A 17,482-nucleotide genomic window follows, 5' to 3' on the forward strand; every position below is an offset into this window, starting at 1 on the left:
CGAATGGAGGCCGCTAGACCACCGCGAGCTTGCGGTCGATCACCAGGAGCACGCGCTCGAGCTCGTGGCCGCGGCGCAGGATCAGCCCGGTCGCCGAGATGACACTGTACATGCCCTGCTTGCGGGCAAGCCGTGGATCTTTCTCGATGCGATAGAGGGGGACTTCGGAGGAGCGGCGGAAGACCGAAAACACGGCGCGCTCTTTCAGGAAATCGATCGAGTAATCGCGCCATTCGCCGTCCGCGACCATGCGGCCGTAGAGATTGAGAATGCGGTTCAGCTCATAGCGGTCGAAAGTGACCCGGTTGGGTACGGAACCCGCAGCGGCGCCGCGTGCCACTGCGCGCTGCTCGCTTGGATCGGCATCCTCCGACGTCAAACTCATGGAGCGCCTCCTGTCGCGTCGAGCACGATACGTAGACGGAACCGCGTCCATCCTCGCATCATGACAACTGCATGATTGCGCCAACTCGGGGCGACCGCAAGGGGAGCTCCAGGTATGGCGCCGCCGAACTGGCGCGGGGCGCAAGGAGCCTTAAAGGTTAACCTGCGACATGCCGTCACGGGATCGTTAGCAGGAATCATAATACCGCCTCACTTCCGCCAACCGCCCGCCGCCCTGAATTGTGAAAAAGAACGTGTGCGTTGGCCCGGTCCTTTCGGTTCCGGATTCCTCAGCCCCCAGCCCCCCGGGGTCGTCAGGATCGGGCCTGTCGCACGGGAGCAAATCCCAAAGCGAGGGCCAACGAGAGTTGGTCCTTTTTTTGTGTGAGCTGTTTGCGCTGGAGCTCTCTCCTCTGACCTTGAGGATTGAGAGCGGGTGCGGGTCCGAACCGGCGGGATAGTACTCGTAGGATCAGTGCAACGACGTATAGGCGGCGCCCAGCATCGGCCCCGGCTTGTCGCGGCTGCCGTCCTGGACATAGACGACCGCACCGTCGACACCTTCACGAATCAGGTTTTCGAGCGGCACGCTCCAGCTCGCCTGCGTGCCGTCCCAGTCGCCCACCTTCAGCAGGTTGCGGACCACGTTGTGGTAGATGATCTGCTGGCCGCGATTCTCGCCGCGGCTGATCGAGATCGGCACCGCCTTCGATACCGAGCAGATCCACACTTCGCCATGCGAAGCGGCCGGGACCTTGCTCTGTGCGACCGAGACGTTGATCTGCTTGCCGGAGAGCGACATCGAGACCGGCACCGACATGACGCCCTCGTGCTTGGCGGTGTTGCCGATCGCAGTTTCGATGCCTGCGCGATCGCTGCCGATCACATGCACGGAGCCGTTGACGACGGCCTGCGGGGTGTAGACGTCACGATCGCCCCGCATCCGGGAATAGGCACGCTGCCGCGCCGTGAAACGCGAATCCGCCAGCGTGTCCTTCCAGCCGAGATAATCCCAATAATCGATCGGCATGCTCATGGCGATGATGGTGGGATCGTTGGCAAGCTCGCCGATGATCTTGTCGGCGGGCGGGCAGGACGAGCAGCCTTGCGAGGTGAACAGCTCCACCACGGCGCGCGGATCGGCATGGGCCGGACGAATGATGGCGATGATCGCGCAGATGCCGAGCGCACCTGAAAACCGCGAAACCAGACTATAGGCCGTCATCCTTGTCATGGTCATGTTGAATGCCGCACACTGCCACTCTTGTCGTAGCAACCTTTGCCGTTGGTCCAGTCATCCGATCGATGGTCCGTATTCCTACGGACGCGACGCAGCATTACGTGCACTCGCACTGTAGATCTCCGCCGGACCGCGTGCTGCAAATCATGCCCGTAAAGGCGAAGGCGGCCTTTGATAGGCCGCCTTCGCTGTACCTGCCACTCACTTCGCAGTGAGGGATCGATCACAAATGCGCGGTCAGGCCGCGAGCTTGCGCAGGACGTAGTGCAGGATGCCGCCGTTGCGGTAGTAGTCGAGCTCGTCGAGCGTATCGATACGGCAGAGCAGCGGCACGCGCTGCAGCGAGCCGTCGGAGGAGACGATCTCGGCCGTCAGCTTCTGGCGCGGCTTCAGATCGCCCTGCAAGCCGCGGATCGTCACCGTCTCGTTGCCCGTCAGCCCGAGCGACTGCCACGATGTGCCCTCTTCGAAGGTCAACGGCAGCACTCCCATGCCGACCAGATTGGAGCGATGGATGCGTTCGAAGCTCTGGCAGACCACCGCGCGCACGCCAAGAAGGCGGGTGCCCTTGGCCGCCCAGTCGCGCGAGGACCCGTTGCCGTATTCAGCGCCGGCGAACACCACCAGCGGCACGCCTTCGGCCTGGTACTTCATGGCGGCATCGTAGATCGACATCTGCTCGCCGTCCGGCCAGTGCTTGGTATAGCCGCCTTCCGGAATGTTGCCGTCGGCGCCCTTGAGCATGAAGTTCTTGATGCGGATGTTGGCGAAGGTGCCACGCATCATCACCTCATGATTGCCGCGCCGCGTGCCGTACTGGTTGAAGTCGGCGGGTCGCACCTGGTGCTCGCTGAGATACTTGCCCGCGGGCGAGGTCAGCTTGATCGAGCCGGCCGGCGAGATGTGGTCGGTGGTTATCTTGTCGCCGAACAGGGCCAGCACCCGTGCATCGACGATGTCGGTGACCGGCTCCGGCTCCTTCTTCATGCCGTCGAAATAGGGCGGGTTCTGCACGTAGGTCGAGCTCATGTTCCAGCGGTATGTCTCGCTCTCGACTGTCTTGATCTTGCGCCAGTTGGTGTCGCCCTTGAACACGTCGGCGTACCGCTTCTTGAAGATCGAGGCCGTCACGAACTTCTTCATGAAGGCGTTGACCTCCTTCGTCGTCGGCCAGATGTCCTTCAGGTAGACCGGCTTGCCGTCCTTGCCTTCGCCGATCGGATCGGTGGCGAGATTCTTCGTCACCTAGCCCGCGAGCGCGTAGGCGACGACGAGCGGCGGCGAGGCGAGATAGTTCGCCTGGACGTCCGGGCTTACGCGGCCCTCGAAATTGCGATTGCCGGACAGCACGGCGGCGGCAACGATGCCGTTGTCGTTGATGGTTTTCGAGATCTCTTCCGGCAGCGGACCGGAATTGCCGATGCAGGTGGTGCAGCCAAAGCCGACCAGGTTGAAGCCGATCTTGTCGAGATCCTTCTGCAGGCCGGAATTGGCAAGATATTCCGCGACCACCTGGCTTCCCGGCGCCAGCGAGGTCTTCACCCACGGCTTGGCCCTAAGCCCCTTGGCGACGGCATTGCGTGCCAGCAGGCCGGCCCCGATCAACACGCTCGGATTGGAGGTGTTGGTGCAGGAGGTGATCGCTGCGATCACGACGTCGCCCTGACCGAGATCGAAGTTCTTGCCGTCAACCGGATAGCGCGTGGCCGCGTCGTCGCCCTTCTTGTATTCGCTGGCGAGGGCGGTGGAAAAGCCTTCGGACACCGCCGGCAACGCGATGCGACCTTCGGGACGCTTCGGTCCGGCCATCGACGGCACCACGTCGCCGAGATCGAGCGCGAGGGTCTCGGTGAAAACCGGGTCCGGCGACTTCGCGGTGCGGAACAGGCCCTGTGCCTTGGCATAGGCGGCAACCAGTGCCACGCGCGCCGATGCACGACCCGAGGTCTTCAGATAGTCGATGGTGGCGGCGTCGACCGGGAAGAAGCCGCACGTCGCGCCGTATTCAGGAGCCATGTTGGCAATCGTCGCCTTGTCGGCCACCGAGAGGTGGTCAAGGCCGGGCCCGAAGAACTCGACGAACTTGCCGACGACGCCGAGCTTGCGCAGCATCTGCGTCACCGTCAGCACGAGGTCGGTGGCGGTGACGCCTTCCTTGAGCGCGCCCTTGAGCTTGAAGCCGACCACGTTCGGCAGCAGCATCGACAGCGGCTGGCCAAGCATGCAGGCTTCCGCCTCGATGCCGCCGACGCCCCAACCGAGCACGGCGAGACCGTTGACCATGGTGGTGTGGGAGTCGGTACCGACGAGCGAATCCGGGTACGCAACCTCGAAGGTGCCGGTCTTCTTGCCGACCGTCATCTTCTGCTTCCTGGTCCAGACCGTCTGGGCGAGATATTCCAGATTGACCTGGTGGCAGATGCCGGTGCCGGGCGGCACCACCGAGAAGTTCGAGAACGCCTTCTGGCCCCACTTCAGGAACTCGTAGCGTTCCTGATTCTGCTTGTATTCCTCGGCCACGTTCTTGGCGAAAGCCTTGTTGTCGCCGAAGAAGTTCACGATCACCGAGTGGTCGATGACGAGATCGACAGGCACCAGCGGATTGATCTTCTCCGCATTCCCGCCGAGCTTCTGCATGGCGTTGCGCATCGCGGCGAGATCGACCACCGCCGGCACGCCGGTGAAGTCCTGCATCAGGACGCGCGCCGGGCGAAACGCGATTTCGTGCTCGAGCGAGCGCTTGCGCAGCCACTTCGAAACCGCAACGATGTCTTCCTTGGTCACCGAGCGGCCGTCTTCATTCCGCAGCAGGTTCTCCAGCAGGACCTTCATCGAATAGGGAAGCTTGGAAATCCCTTTCAGACCGTTCTTCTCGGCGGCGGGCAGGCTGTAATAGACATAGTTCTTGCCACCCACCTTGAGGGTCTTGCGGCATTTGAAGCTGTCGAGCGAGGTCATGTGAGGAAATCCCAATTGTCAGTGATACCCGGGGGCGGGTATTTTAACACCTTCAGCGAATCCAGCTTGATCGCTTGCAGCGGAGGAGCGAGTGCTGCATCAAGTTCCGGGCTTATAGAAGTTTTCTAACGGCACCGCCACACCGACCATCGTGCTGCAGCAACGTGCAACCCACAAATTCTGATGCGCTACCCCCAGCTTTCTTGAGGGCTTTCGAACGAGGCGAGATGCGGCTCTCAGGACGTGGAATCAACTGTGTTCGGGGCGGCCGCGCGGTCTTTGCCGGGCTCAATTTCGAGGCTGTTTCCGGCGAAGCCCTTGCCGTGACCGGCCGCAACGGGTCGGGCAAGACCTCGCTGCTTCGGCTGATCGCGGGGCTTCTTGTGCCGGCCGGCGGCTCCATCGAGCTCGAGGGCGGCGAGGCGGAGATGACCCTTGCGGAACAATGCCATTATCTCGGCCATCGCGACGCCCTGAAACCGGCGCTGAGCGTTGGGGAGAACCTGTCATTCTGGGCCGGCTTTCTGGGCGGCGAGCGGTTCGACGCCTCGGAGGGTCTTTCCGCGGTAGGGCTCGACCACGCCACCCACCTGCCCGCGGCATTCCTGTCCGCCGGGCAGCGACGCCGCTTGTCGGTCGCGCGATTGCTGACGGTGCGACGGCCGGTCTGGCTCCTGGACGAGCCGACCACCGCACTTGATACCGCCGGCCAGGACATGTTCGCCCGCTTGATGCGGGATCACCTCGCCAGCGGCGGCCTGATCATCGCCGCCACCCACGCCCCACTCGGCATCGAATCGCGGGAGCTGCGGATCGGGGGGATCGCGTGAGCGCGCTTGCCGCACTGATTCGCCGGGATATCCGCATCGCGCTGCGGGTAGGAGGCGGAGCGCTGATCGGCGTCCTGTTCTTCCTCACCGTCGTGGTCCTGATGCCGTTCGCGGTCGGCCCCGACCTTGCACTTTTGACCCGGCTCGGGCCGGCCATCCTGTGGCTGGGCGCACTGCTGGCCAGCCTGCTCACGCTGGACCGGCTGTTCATGGCCGACCAGGAAGACGGCTCGCTGGACCTGATCACCATGAGCCGGACTCCGCTGGAACTGGCCTGCGCCGCCAAGGCGCTGGCGCACTGGCTTGCCGCCGGGGTGCCCTTGATCGTGGCAACCCCCGTGCTCGGCCTCTTGCTCAATCTCGACATGCTCGCGACCGCGGCCGTGGCCTTGACCCTGTTGGCCGGTACCCCGGCGCTGACCTTCACCGGCATGATCGGCGCCGCGCTCGCCGTGACGCTGCACCGTGGCGGACTCCTGATGGCGGTTTTGGTGCTGCCGTTGTCGATACCGGTGCTGATCTTCGGAGTTGCGGCCTCGCAGGCCGCGATTACCGGACCGCTTTCCTTCGGCGCACCGTTCTCGATCCTGTGCGCACTATCGCTGGTCAGTTTCGTGATCGGACCCTTGGCAGCCGCAGCGAGCCTTCGGCATGGCCTCGATTAGCCCATCGCGCCCCAGCCTTGATTCGGATCAACTTTTGGCGCCTCCTTGTGTGCTGATTGCCTACGGCGGCCACCAATGCTTAATCAGGGCACCATGACGCTGATCGACCTCGCCAACCCGACGCGATTCCTCGCGCTGACCGCGCGCGTCCTGCCATGGCTGGCGGGTGCCACCGTCATCCTGCTCGCGATCGGGCTTTATCAGGCTGCGCTTGCGCCCGACGATTACCAGCAGGGCGCCACCGTGAAGATCATGTTCATCCACGTTCCGAATGCCTGGCTGTCGATGTTCGTCTGGGGGGTAATGAGCCTTGCGTCCCTCGGCACGCTGGTATGGCGTCATCCGCTCGCCGACGTCGCCGCAAAGGCCGCCGCCCCGATCGGCGCCGCGTTCACGTTCCTTGCCCTTGTCACGGGCTCGCTCTGGGGCCGGCCGATGTGGGGCACCTATTGGGAGTGGGATGCACGCCTGACCTCGGTGCTGATCCTGTTCCTGATGTATCTCGGCCTGATCGCGCTGTGGCGCGCCGTCGAAGATCCTTCCCGCGCCGCGCGGGCCGCGGCCGTGCTGACGCTGGTCGGGGCGATCAACCTGCCGATCATCAAATTCTCCGTGGACTGGTGGAACACGCTGCACCAGCCGGCCTCGGTTGTGCGAATGGGCGGCTCGACGCTCGACCGCTCCTTCCTGATCCCGCTGCTCGTCATGGCAATCGGCTTCACATTGTTGTTCCTGACCCTGCATCTGGCGGCGATGCGCAACGAAATCCTGCGTCGTCGCGTACGCTCCCTGCAGATGATGCAGGCAAGCCGGCAGGCGGCGTAATCACATGTCACTCGGTCCCTACGCATCCTTCATCGTCACGTCGTACCTTTCGGCGGCCGTGGTCATTGCAGTCCTGATCGCATGGGTCGCGATCGACTACGGCAGCCAGAAACGTCGGCTGCGCCAACTGGAAGAAGGCGGGGTCGCCCGCCGCTCGGGACGCAGCGCAACGGATTTCAAATGAGCGAGCAGTCGCCCTCTTCCACCGCGCCGGCACCGCGCCGCACCTTTCTGGTGGCCCTGCCGCTGTTCGCGTTCCTCGCCGTCGCGGTGCTGTTCTGGGTTCGACTCGGCAGCGGCGACCCCTCGCGAATTCCCTCCGCCCTGATCGGCCGCCCGGCGCCGCAAACCGCGCTGCCGCCACTGGAAGGGCTGATCGAGAAAGGGGCGCAGGTGCCGGGCCTCGATCCGGTTGCCTTCAAGGGCAAGGTCAGCCTGGTCAATGTCTGGGCGTCCTGGTGCATACCCTGCCACGACGAGGCGCCTCTGCTCACCGAACTCGCCAAAGACACGCGGCTGCAGATCATCGGCATCAACTACAAGGACGCGCCCGACAATGCGCGGCGCTTCCTCGGCCGCTACGGCAACCCGTTCAGTCGCGTCGGCGTCGACGGCAACGGCCGCGCTTCGATCGAGTGGGGCGTCTACGGCGTTCCCGAGACCTTCGTTGTCGGGCGCGAGGGCACGATCGTCTACAAGCTGGTCGGCCCGGTCACGCGGGAGAATATCCCGGGCGTGCTCATGCCCGAGATCGAGAAGGCACTGAAGGCGGGAAGCTGACCGGGCAGCTTTAGCCCTTACGCACGTCTCCTGCTTCGGCCTCGCTGGCTTCGAGCGACACCGGCTCGAGATGATAGCGCCTGGTCAGCGGCATCTGGGCGATGGCAAAGCCCATGGTCAGCGGGATCACCCCGAACGCCTTGAAGGCGACCCAGAAATCGGTGCTCTGCGTGCGCCAGATGATCTCGTTCAGGATCGCCATGCCGAGGAAGAACAGTGCCCAGCGGAAGGTCAGGATGCGCCAGCCCTTCGGCGTCAGGTTGAACACCTGGTCGAACAGGATGGCGATGAAGGAACGGCCGAACAGCAGGCCGCCGCCGAGCACCGCCGCGAACAGGCCGTAGATGATAGTCGGCTTGACCTTGATGAAGGTCTCGTCGTGCAGTACCAGGGTCAGCGTGCCGAACACCAAAACGATAGCGGCGGTGACCAGCGCCATGATCGGCACATGGCGCGTCACCACGTAGGATGCGATGATCGCCACGACGATCGCGACCATGAAGGCACCTGTCGCAACGAAGAGCTGAAACTTCGCGTTCGCGGCGAAGAACACGATGAGCGGCCCGAGCTCGGTTGCCAGCTTGAACAGGGGATGCGGCTGGGTCTTGTCCATCTAGCCCTCGATTCCGGCAATCGCCCGCGCGAAATCGCGCGCCGTGAAGGGTGCGAGATCGTCGATAGTTTCGCCAACCCCGATGAAATGTACCGGCAGTTTGTGCTTCTCGGCGAGCGCCACCAGAATGCCGCCGCGCGCCGTGCCGTCGAGCTTGGTCATGACAAGCCCTGTAACGCCGGCGATACGGTGAAAGGCCTCGACCTGCGACAGAGCATTTTGTCCCACCGTGGCGTCGAGCACGAGCAACACCGAATGCGGGGCCGAGACGTCGACCTTGCGGATCACGCGGACGACCTTTTCAAGTTCGTTCATCAGCTCGGCCTTGTTCTGCAGCCGGCCCGCGGTGTCGATCAGAAGCACGTCCGTGCCCTGCTCCCTGGCCGCGGTCAGCGCATTAAAGGCAAGGCTCGCCGAGTCGGAGCCCTGCGCGCCGGCTATCACCGGCACCCTGGTGCGCTCGCCCCAGACCTTGAGCTGCTCGATCGCGGCCGCGCGGAAGGTATCGCCCGCGGCCAGCATGACCTTGCGGCCCTCCGCGGTAAATCTCGCCGCCAGCTTGCCGATGGTCGTGGTCTTGCCGGAGCCGTTGACGCCGACCACCAGAATTACGAACGGTTTTCTCGCCGCGTCGATCTCGAGCGGCTTTGCCACCGGACCAAGCACCATCTCGACTTCGCTGGCGACGACGTTCTTCACCTCGTCAGCCGAAATCGCCTTGTCATAGCGGCCGGCTCCGACAGCTTCTGCGATCCGCGCGGCAACCTCGGTTCCGAGGTCGGCCCTCAGCAGCACATCCTCGATATCCTCGAGCATGGCGCTGTCGAGCTTGCGCTTGGTCACCAGATCGGCAACAGCCGCACCCAGCGAGGTAGACGTACGCTTCAGCCCGCTGGAAAGGCGGCGCCACCAGCTCATTTTGGGGGCTTCGGAAGTGGTGTCGTTCATGATGAGGGTGTGTTAGCCGTTCCCGCCTGCAAACGAAAGTCTTGGCAATAGAGTCCCCTAGAGTGGTCGATGTTCCCGAACTGACAGCGGAAGAAATTCAGGCCCGCGTCCTTCACCGCGACGGACTGATGCTGGTGATCGACAAGCCGGCTGGCCTGCCGGTGCATCGGGGGCCAAAAGGCGGCACCAACCTGGAAGCGTCCTTCGACGCCTTGCGATTTGGCCTGCCGCGCCCGCCGGTGCTCGCACACCGGCTGGACAGGGACACCTCGGGCTGCCTCGTGCTTGGCCGTCATCGCAAGGCAACGGCTTCGCTCGGCCTTTTGTTCAAGCATGGCAGGATCGGCAAGACCTACTGGGCCGTGGTCGAGGGTGGCCCCACCGAAGACGAAGGCACGATCGATTTGCCGCTCGGCCGCCGCAATGCCGAGCGCGGCTGGTGGCAAAAACCGGATCCGGAGGGGCAACCTGCCGTCACCCATTGGAAGGTGCTGGGACGGGGCGAGGATCTCACCTGGCTCGCCATGGAACCGGTCACCGGGCGCACGCATCAATTGCGGGTGCATGCGGCGGCAATGGGCTGGCCGATTGTCGGTGACAATATTTATGGCAGCGGGCCGCGTTTCGGCGAGCCACGGCTGCACCTGCATTCGCGCGAGATCGTGATTCCGATGTCAAGGAACAAGGAGCCGGTGCGCGTAGTGGCGCCGGCGCCCTCCCATATGCACCAGCGGCTCCGCGCCTGCGGATGGCGTGACGAATAGCCGCCCTTTTTTGCGCCATCGAGCATATCCGGCAATTTAGCCGAATTTTACGGAACGTTCAGGCTTGGTCGGTACAGATGCGAATGCTTAGGACAAGCCCCCCGAATTGGAAGCTCAGGACGAGCAATGCTTCATGCCGAAGGCTGAGCAAACGATTATCGATGAGGTCGAAGCCGCGATAAGGCTTGGCTCGGACGAGAAGCGGCTGGAAACGGCCAAACGTATCACCGACCTGTTCCTTGCATCCGCCGGCGGTTTCAACAACACCCAGATCGAGCTGTTCGACGATGTGCTCGAGCGGCTGATCAAGACGATCGAGCTGCGGTCGATCGCCGACGTGAGCGCGCGCATTGCGCTTGCCGAGATCAGCGTGCAGCTCGCGCCCATCCCCCAGGCGCCGCCTTCCGTCATTCGCCGGCTTGCCAACAACAACGAGATCCGCATTGCCGGCCCTGTCTTGCAGGAATCCGCTCGCCTCACCGAGGAGGACCTGATCAAGATCGCGACAACGAAAAGCGAGCAGCATCTACTGGCGATCTCGGGCCGCTGGTGGCTGCAGGAGGTCGTCACCGATGCACTGTTGGCGCGTCGCTATCCCAGCGTCGCCCGTCGGATCGTGGCCAATCCCGGTGCACGGGTTTCCGCGAGCGGATTTGCGATTCTGGTCGGGCAGGCGGAAGCTGATCCCGAACTGGCCGTCGAAACCGGCATCCGGGTCGATCTGCCCTCCGAACTCCGGCGTCAGTTATTGCGCCATGCGACCGAGGCCGTGCGAACTCGCCTCCTGTCCCGCGCTCCGCCTCACTTGTTCGAGGAAATCCAGAACGCCATCGCCGCGGTCGCGGCGGGCGTCGGCCGGGAAATGTCGGTCGTGCGCGACTTCACGGCGGCCAAGCGCGCCATTGCAGAACTGAGGGAAGCCGGCCGGCTCGACGAAACCGCGCTGTTCGAGTTCGCGATGCAACGGAAATATCAGGAAACCGTCGTCGCCCTGGCGCTGCTGTCGGATTCCGCGGTCGAGGTCATTCGTCCGCTGATGCAGAGCCTCCGCGATGATGGCCTGCTCGTCGCCTGCCGGGCGGCGCAACTCAGCTGGGAAACGACGAGCGCCGTGCTGGAGAGCCGGTATGCGACCGGATCGATGAAACCGGCCGACTTCGCGAAGGCAAAGAGCCAGTTTGCAAAACTGGCGATCGAGAACGCGCAGCGCACCCTCAGATTCTGGCAGGTTCGCTCGAACTCCCTGACGATGCATTGAAGTGCCGATTGAGCAGCGGCGATGCAGGACGACGCCGGCTCTAGGCCAGCAGGCGCGCGCCATCATCGCCCTTGATCTCAAGTGGCTGGATCGTGCCTGGCCTTCCGCCACAGACGACAACAGGCAGGAAGTGCTCGGTGCGCCCGGCGCTCGCATTTTCGATCAGCACCGCGCGCGTTGCACCCATTTCAGCCCGAAGCCTACGCCGTAGCGCCGCTTCACCCGCCTCGCGCAGGCGCCTGGCGCGCTCCTTGACGACGGAGGTCCGGACCTGCGGCATTCGTGCCGCCGGTGTGCCGGGACGCGGGGAATAGGGGAACACGTGCAGGAAGGTGAGATCGCATTCGTCGACCAGATCCAGCGAACGCGAAAACATCTCCTCGGTCTCGGTCGGAAAGCCTGCGATGATGTCAGCGCCTAACGCGATGTCCGGCCGCAGGCGCTTGAGGTGAGCGCAGAACGCGATCGCTTGGTTGCGGGAATGCCGCCGCTTCATGCGCTTGAGGATCAAATCGTCGCCGGACTGCAGCGACAGATGCAGGTGCGGCATCAGCCGCTCGTCCTGCGCGATCACATCGAGCAGATCGCCATCTGCTTCGATCGAATCGATCGAAGAGATCCGGAGCCGCTTTAGCTCGGGCACATGACGCAGGATCTGCCTGGTCAGCATGCCGAGCTTCGGCGCGCCGGGCAGGTCGGCGCCATAGCTGGTGAGGTCCACGCCCGTCAGCACGATTTCGGCATGTCCCCGCTCGACCAGCGAACGGATCTGTTCGACTACCGCGGCCATCGGTACCGAACGCGAATTGCCGCGCCCGAAAGGAATGATGCAGAAGGTGCAGCGATGGTCGCAGCCGTTCTGCACCTGCACGAAGACCCGCGGCAGGCCGGCTGCGAAGCCGTCGACAAGATGCGGCGCCATCCCCTTTACAGCCATGATGTCGCCGACCGCGATCTTCTCCTGCGAGCCGGCGTCTAATGCGGTGCGTGCCTCGTGCCAAGCCTGTCCGCGCATCTTGTCGTCATTGCCGACGACGCGATCGACCTCGACCATGTCGGCAAACATCTCCGCCTGCGTCTGCGCCGCGCAGCCGGTGACGACGATGCGCGCCGAAGGTCGCTCGCGCTTGAGCTTGCGGATCGACTGGCGCACTTGGGCGACCGCCTCGTTGGTAACGGCGCAGCTGTTGACGACGATGGTGTCGGCAAGCCCGGCGCTTTCCGCTTCGCGCCGGATGACCTCGGCTTCGAAGGCATTGAGGCGGCAGCCGAAGGTGACGACCTCGACGCTCATCACGCCACGGACGCGAACAGCGCCGGATCGAAGCGGCCCTCGAACTCGAACGTAGCCGTCCCGGTCATCAGCACGTGGTCGTCGCTGGCGCGCCACTCGATCGTGAGATCGCCGCCGGGCAGCGTGATCTGTACCGTGCGATTGGCGCGCTTGAGCCGGGCCGCCGAAACCGCGGTCGCACAGGCCGCCGAACCGCAGGCCCTGGTCAACCCGGCGCCGCGTTCCCAGGTGCGGATCGTGATGTGGTCGCGATCGACGATATGGGCGAGCGTGATATTGGCGCGCTCCGGAAAGATCGGATGGTTCTCGAGCAGCGGCCCGAAGCGACCGAGATCATAGGCATTGACGTCATCGTCGACCCAGAAGATCGCGTGCGGGTTTCCCATGCTGACGACCGACGGCGAATGCAGGATCGGATTGTCGATCGGCCCGATCTGCAGCTCGATGTAGCGCGTGTCGCGAAACTCTTCGGCGAGCGGAATGTCCTGCCAGGCGAATTTCGGCACGCCCATGTCGACGGTGAAGAGATCGGGCGCCGGCCCTTGCCAGCAATTCAGAAGCCCGGCCCTGGTCTCGAAGGTAGCCGCTCGCTGGCCGGTCGTCTCGAACAGGCGGCGCACCACGCAGCGCATGCCGTTGCCGCAGGCGCCCGCCTCCGAGCCGTCATTGTTGTAGATCCGGATGAACGCTTCGGTACCTTCCAGGCGCGGCTTGTGCAGCACCATCAGCTGGTCATAGGGTACGCCCTTGGCCGAGGCCACCGCACGCGCATCCTCCGGCGTGACGATGCCTGCGGAATCGCGCATGTCGACGACGACGATCTCGTTGCCGATGCCGTTCATCTTGGCGAATGCGTGGTTGGCGAGCGCGCTCATGAAATGTCCCGATTTCGCCTGCCTTATATGGCGAATGTTGGCGGATTGGCCAGTCAATTGGGCCTGGTCCCATGACGCATCTGTCATGGGACGACAGCGGGGCCGGCGTGTTAGATACGGACCGCCTTCGCCGGCGCAGCCGGGGTGCGCGACACGGCGTTGGCCACGGCCCTGGAGAAAGCAAGATGAACCGCCTTTTCTTCCGTCTCGCCTCCGCCGCCCTGCTCCCGGCAGCGGCGCTGTGGCTCAATCTGGCTCCGTCGCTGGCTCAATCGCCGGCACCGAACCCAGCGGCCTCGGCCAGTCCGACCCCGGCTCCAGCCGCCTCCAGCCCATCGCCCGCTCCCGCGGCTTCCGCCAGCCCCGGGCCGGCGCCAGCGGCAACACCCGCCCCGGCAGCTTCGGCCAGCCCATCGCCCGCGCCGTCAGCAACGCCCACCCCTACGACAAGCGCCTCACCCGCGCCCGCGACCCCACCGGCTAGCGCGCAGACCCCGCCCACGACGCCCGCACCGGTACAAACCGCCGATCCTTTCGGCCAGGAGGTTACGCTCGAGGCGAAGAAGGTACTGATCGCCAAGGGAAACGCCAACTGGGATTCGGCGTTCGATGCCCTGATCGATTCCTTCAAGGCGCTCAGCACGCTGCTCGACAAGCAGGGCATCAAGCCGAGCGGCAATCCAATGATCGTCTATACCTCGACCGACGATACCGGCTTTACCTATCTTGCAGAGATCCCGATCGAGCAGGACCCGAAGAACCTCGCCAAGGACATGAGCATCGGCAAATCGCCCGAAGGCAAGGCGCTCAAGTTCGTTCACCGCGGCTCCTACGACAACATGGACAACACCTACGAGGCGATCACCAACCACCTCGACGAGAAGAAGCTTGAGGCCAAGGATACGTTCATCGAGGAATACCTGACCGATCCGCTCAAGACCGCCGAAGACAAGCTCGTGATCAACGTTTTTGTGCCGCTGAAATGACAAGGATCAAGAAGTACGCCACCTTCCGGGTCGTCGCTGCTGTGCTGCTGACGACTTCGCCCGCGCTCGCCGATAATGATTTTCCACCCGCGATTACGGTTGCCGGCGAAGCGACCGTCTCGGTGCCGCCGGATCGCGCGCAAGTGGATGCCGGGGTCGTCTCCGACTCCAAGACTGCGCGCGAAGCTTCCGAAGCCAACAATGCGGCGATGGGCAAAGTGCTGCTGGCCCTGAAAGGCGCGGGAATCGACGAGAAGGACTATCAGACCTCGCGCCTGTCGCTGCAGCCGCAGTATGGTGTGAGCCGAATGAGCCCTTCTGGAACGGGCGCCTCTCCCATTGTGGGCTTTCGCGCCAGCAACCGTGTCACCGTCAAGATCCGTGACGTGACCAAGGTAGCAACCGTGATCGACACCCTGGTCGGCGCCGGTGCCAACGACATCGGCAACATCATTTTCATGGTGACAGAGGCTTCCAAGGTGCTGGACGAGGCACGCCAGAAAGCGCTGGCGGATGCGCGCCGCAAGGCCGAGATCTACGCCGGGGCCGCCGGCGTGACCCTCGGCGCCCCGTTGAGCATTTCGGAGGGCGGCGGAGCGGTTCCGCTGTTCCGCGCCGGCAAGGCGATGGGCGCAGCGTCCATGGCCGCAAGCGTGCCGGTCGCAAGCGGCGAAGAGACGCTGTCCGTCACGGTGCATGTGTCCTGGGCGATCAAGGCCGCGCAATCTTCGCAGTGAAGGCGCGCCTAAATCTCCACCACCTGCCCGGGCATCAAGGCGACAAAGCGCTCGCGCGGGATACCCGCTTCATCCAGCGCCTCGCCCAGCGCAATCAGCGGCGCGTCGATGGCTTCGTCCGTAAGCTGGAAAGTGCCGTGATGATGGGCAATGGCGGTCTCCGCGCCGCAATCGAGCAGCGCCTTCACCGCCTCCGACGGGTCCATGTGCTGGTCCTGCATGAACCAGCGCGGCTCGTAGGCCCCGATGGGCAGGATCGCCAGCCGCAGCGGGCCGTGGGCTTCGCCAATACTCCGGAAATGCTTGCCTTCGCCATAGCCGGAATCGCAGACGATGTAGATCTTACCCGCTTCCGTCTCCAGGACGAAGCTCGCCCACAGTGCCGCATTGCGGTCGAACAGGCCGCGCGCCGACCAGTGCCGCGTCGGAACCAGATGCACCGCAACTCCGTTGCCGAGCTCGACGCGGTCGTGCCAGTCGAAGGTCTCGGCCTTGATGGCCCGATCGGCCCGGCGCATCGCAACGTCATTGCCGAGCGGGGTAATCACGCGCGGCGCGAAGCGGGCGGCGAGTCTGGACAGCGTCGCGGCATCGAGATGATCGTAATGGCCGTGCGAGACCAGCACGATGTCGATGTCGGGCAACGCCTCAAAGGGGATGCCGGGATCGTTGCAGCGTTTCGGGCCGAACCACGACACCGGAGAGGCCCGCATCGACCAGACGGGATCGACCAGGATGTTGAGCCCGGCGGTTTGGATGAGCCAGCTGACATGGCCCACGAACGACAGCCGTACCCTACCACCGTCAACCCGCGGCGGCGGCTGGTCTAGATGTGGACTGGGCGCCCAGGTGGGCCAGACCGCCCGCCTTCGGTTCCCGTCGAACTGCCAGCGCAGTACCTCGCGGAACGATTTCGGCGGCATCCCGTCGAGATGATCGAAGAACCTGCGCCCGTCGAAATGATCGGACGGCGGGCCTGAATAGCGCTTGTGGTGGCGGCGGGTCATTTCAACGCCCGATTGGCCTGAAAATGCCCGTTTCGGCAAGTCCCGCCCGCCGGTCAAATCTCGGCGCGAGAGACCCGTACTCCGGCGGATTTCCTTGACTTTTCGGCCTTGCAAGGGTTTAAGGCCGGACACTTCTCGGAAAGGCTTTCTTTTCGATCCGCCGACCGGTCCATGAGGCCGGAGGTCAACGCCCGACAGCGCTGTGCGCCCTCGGGCGCGAAAGTGTTTGGAATAGCCTTTTCCTTACTCGAAGGCAGAGGCAGTAACAGGACAACGGCATTGTTCGACAATCTGTCGGAAAAGCTTGGTGGCATCCTCGATCGGCTGACGGGCCGCGGTGCGCTCACCGAAAAGGACGTCGACGCCGCGATGCGCGAGGTGCGTCGCGCGCTGCTCGAGGCCGACGTTTCGCTCGACGTCGTGCGCAGCTTCATCGAACGGGTGCGCGAGCAGGCGATCGGCGCCACCGTCGTCAAGTCGGTCACCCCCGGCCAGATGGTGGTCAAGATTGTCCACGACGAGCTGGTCAACACGCTGGGTGCGGACGGCCAGACCATCGACCTCAATGCCGTGCCGCCGGTGCCGATCATGATGGTCGGCCTTCAAGGTTCCGGCAAGACCACCACCACGGCCAAGCTCGCCCGGCGTCTCACCCAGCGCGACAAGCGCAAGGTGCTGATGGCCTCGCTCGACGTCTACCGCCCGGCGGCGATGGAGCAATTGGCCGTGCTCGGGCGCGATCTCGACATCTCGACGTTGCCGATCGTGGCCGGCCAGCAGCCGACGCAGATCGCCAAGCGCGCGATGGAGGCTGGCAAGCTCGGCGGCTATGACGTCGTGCTGCTCGACACCGCCGGCCGCACCACCCTCGACGAAGAGATGATGGCGGAGGCAGCCGCGATCAAAGCCGCCGCCAATCCACACGAGGTGCTGCTGGTCGCCGACGCGTTGACCGGCCAGGATGCCGTCAACCTCGCCCGCTCCTTCGACCAGCGGGTTGGACTGACCGGCATCGTCTTGACCCGCGTCGACGGCGACGGCCGCGGCGGCGCGGCACTGTCGATGCGCGCAGTGACCGGCAAGCCGATCAAGTTGATCGGCACCGGCGAAAAGACCGATTAGCTGGAAGATTTTCACCCAAGCCGCATTGCCGTCCGCATCCTTGGCATGGGCGACTTGGTGTCGCTGGTCGAGAAGGCCGCCGCCAACATCGACGCCGAAAAGGCCGCACGCACGGCCGAGCGGATGCGCAAGGGTCAGTTCGACCTCAACGACATGCGCGAGCAGCTGTCGCAGATGGCGAGCATGGGCGGCATCA

Annotated in this window: 16 protein-coding genes and 2 pseudogenes; 10 read left to right on the top strand and 8 right to left on the bottom strand. The window is 64.2% G+C overall.

Going from position 1 to position 17,482, the window contains the following annotated elements:
• Nucleotides 1-13 precede the first annotated feature (13 nt).
• The 3 genes and pseudogenes from HY852_RS21300 to acnA form a co-directional block, all read right to left on the bottom strand.
• A complete protein-coding gene (locus tag HY852_RS21300; RefSeq protein WP_291606864.1) occupies nucleotides 14-385 on the bottom strand; it encodes a DUF2794 domain-containing protein in 372 nt (123 codons plus the stop codon).
• A gap of 471 nt (nucleotides 386-856) precedes the next feature.
• Nucleotides 857-1,618, bottom strand: a complete 762-nt coding sequence (locus HY852_RS21305) for a thioredoxin family protein (protein WP_291606880.1) — start codon at nucleotides 1,616-1,618, stop codon at nucleotides 857-859.
• A gap of 243 nt (nucleotides 1,619-1,861) precedes the next feature.
• Nucleotides 1,862-4,582 (bottom strand): annotated as a pseudogene (gene acnA, locus HY852_RS21310) (aconitate hydratase AcnA).
• A 227-nt stretch (nucleotides 4,583-4,809) separates the two neighbouring features.
• On the opposite strand from acnA, the gene ccmA reads away from it, so the two are divergent.
• The 5 genes from ccmA to HY852_RS21335 all read left to right on the top strand — a co-directional run bounded on the left by ccmA (nucleotide 4,810) and on the right by HY852_RS21335 (nucleotide 7,682).
• Nucleotides 4,810-5,412 (top strand): heme ABC exporter ATP-binding protein CcmA, encoded by a 603-nt coding sequence (ccmA, locus tag HY852_RS21315; protein WP_291606865.1) that lies wholly within the window; start codon nucleotides 4,810-4,812, stop codon nucleotides 5,410-5,412.
• The gene (gene ccmB, locus HY852_RS21320) at nucleotides 5,409-6,077 is read left to right on the top strand and encodes a heme exporter protein CcmB (protein WP_291606866.1); all 669 of its coding nucleotides are present in this window, start codon (nucleotides 5,409-5,411) and stop codon (nucleotides 6,075-6,077) included. Before ccmA ends, ccmB begins: the two co-directional genes overlap by 4 nt.
• A 93-nt stretch (nucleotides 6,078-6,170) precedes the next feature.
• Nucleotides 6,171-6,902, top strand: a complete 732-nt coding sequence (locus HY852_RS21325; RefSeq protein WP_291606881.1) for a heme ABC transporter permease — start codon at nucleotides 6,171-6,173, stop codon at nucleotides 6,900-6,902.
• Nucleotides 6,903-6,906: 4 nt separating this feature from the next.
• Nucleotides 6,907-7,086: a heme exporter protein CcmD gene (ccmD, locus tag HY852_RS21330; protein WP_291606868.1), complete on the top strand. Its 180-nt coding sequence runs from the start codon at nucleotides 6,907-6,909 to the stop codon at nucleotides 7,084-7,086.
• The gene (locus tag HY852_RS21335) at nucleotides 7,083-7,682 is read left to right on the top strand and encodes a DsbE family thiol:disulfide interchange protein (protein WP_291606869.1); all 600 of its coding nucleotides are present in this window, start codon (nucleotides 7,083-7,085) and stop codon (nucleotides 7,680-7,682) included. Before ccmD ends, HY852_RS21335 begins: the two co-directional genes overlap by 4 nt.
• Before the next feature lie 10 nt (nucleotides 7,683-7,692).
• Here the strand turns inward: HY852_RS21335 and HY852_RS21340 are convergent, their stop codons facing one another.
• Entirely contained in the window at nucleotides 7,693-8,295 is a 603-nt protein-coding gene (locus tag HY852_RS21340) for a septation protein A (protein ID WP_291606870.1), read from the bottom strand.
• Entirely contained in the window at nucleotides 8,296-9,243 is a 948-nt protein-coding gene (gene ftsY, locus HY852_RS21345) for a signal recognition particle-docking protein FtsY (protein ID WP_291606871.1), read from the bottom strand.
• Between the two features lie 62 nt (nucleotides 9,244-9,305).
• Between ftsY and HY852_RS21350 the strand changes: the two genes are divergently transcribed.
• Entirely contained in the window at nucleotides 9,306-10,007 is a 702-nt protein-coding gene (locus tag HY852_RS21350) for an RluA family pseudouridine synthase (protein ID WP_291606872.1), read from the top strand.
• A gap of 133 nt (nucleotides 10,008-10,140) precedes the next feature.
• Nucleotides 10,141-11,265: a DUF2336 domain-containing protein gene (locus HY852_RS21355; protein WP_291606873.1), complete on the top strand. Its 1,125-nt coding sequence runs from the start codon at nucleotides 10,141-10,143 to the stop codon at nucleotides 11,263-11,265.
• A 40-nt stretch (nucleotides 11,266-11,305) separates the two neighbouring features.
• Here the strand turns inward: HY852_RS21355 and mtaB are convergent, their stop codons facing one another.
• Together mtaB and dapF are read right to left on the bottom strand one after the other, a co-directional pair.
• Complete coding sequence (mtaB, locus tag HY852_RS21360; protein WP_291606874.1) at nucleotides 11,306-12,559, bottom strand: tRNA (N(6)-L-threonylcarbamoyladenosine(37)-C(2))-methylthiotransferase MtaB; 1,254 nt, start codon at nucleotides 12,557-12,559, stop codon at nucleotides 11,306-11,308.
• Entirely contained in the window at nucleotides 12,559-13,434 is an 876-nt protein-coding gene (gene dapF, locus HY852_RS21365; protein WP_291606875.1) for a diaminopimelate epimerase, read from the bottom strand. Before dapF ends, mtaB begins: the two co-directional genes overlap by 1 nt.
• Before the next feature lie 185 nt (nucleotides 13,435-13,619).
• Here dapF and HY852_RS21370 point away from each other — a divergent pair, with 185 nt between their 5' ends.
• On the top strand, nucleotides 13,620-14,420 hold the full coding sequence (locus HY852_RS21370) for a GyrI-like domain-containing protein (RefSeq protein ID WP_291606876.1): 801 nt from the start codon (nucleotides 13,620-13,622) through the stop codon (nucleotides 14,418-14,420).
• Entirely contained in the window at nucleotides 14,417-15,157 is a 741-nt protein-coding gene (locus HY852_RS21375; RefSeq protein ID WP_291606877.1) for an SIMPL domain-containing protein, read from the top strand. Before HY852_RS21370 ends, HY852_RS21375 begins: the two co-directional genes overlap by 4 nt.
• Nucleotides 15,158-15,165: 8 nt before the next feature.
• Here the strand turns inward: HY852_RS21375 and HY852_RS21380 are convergent, their stop codons facing one another.
• Nucleotides 15,166-16,164: an MBL fold metallo-hydrolase gene (locus tag HY852_RS21380; protein WP_291606878.1), complete on the bottom strand. Its 999-nt coding sequence runs from the start codon at nucleotides 16,162-16,164 to the stop codon at nucleotides 15,166-15,168.
• Nucleotides 16,165-16,443: 279 nt separating this feature from the next.
• Here HY852_RS21380 and HY852_RS21385 point away from each other — a divergent pair.
• Nucleotides 16,444-17,482: pseudogene (locus HY852_RS21385) on the top strand (signal recognition particle protein); the annotation flags it as partial.

The organism is Bradyrhizobium sp. (genome assembly GCF_016213215.1).
Classification (GTDB): Bacteria; Pseudomonadota; Alphaproteobacteria; order Rhizobiales; family Xanthobacteraceae; genus Bradyrhizobium.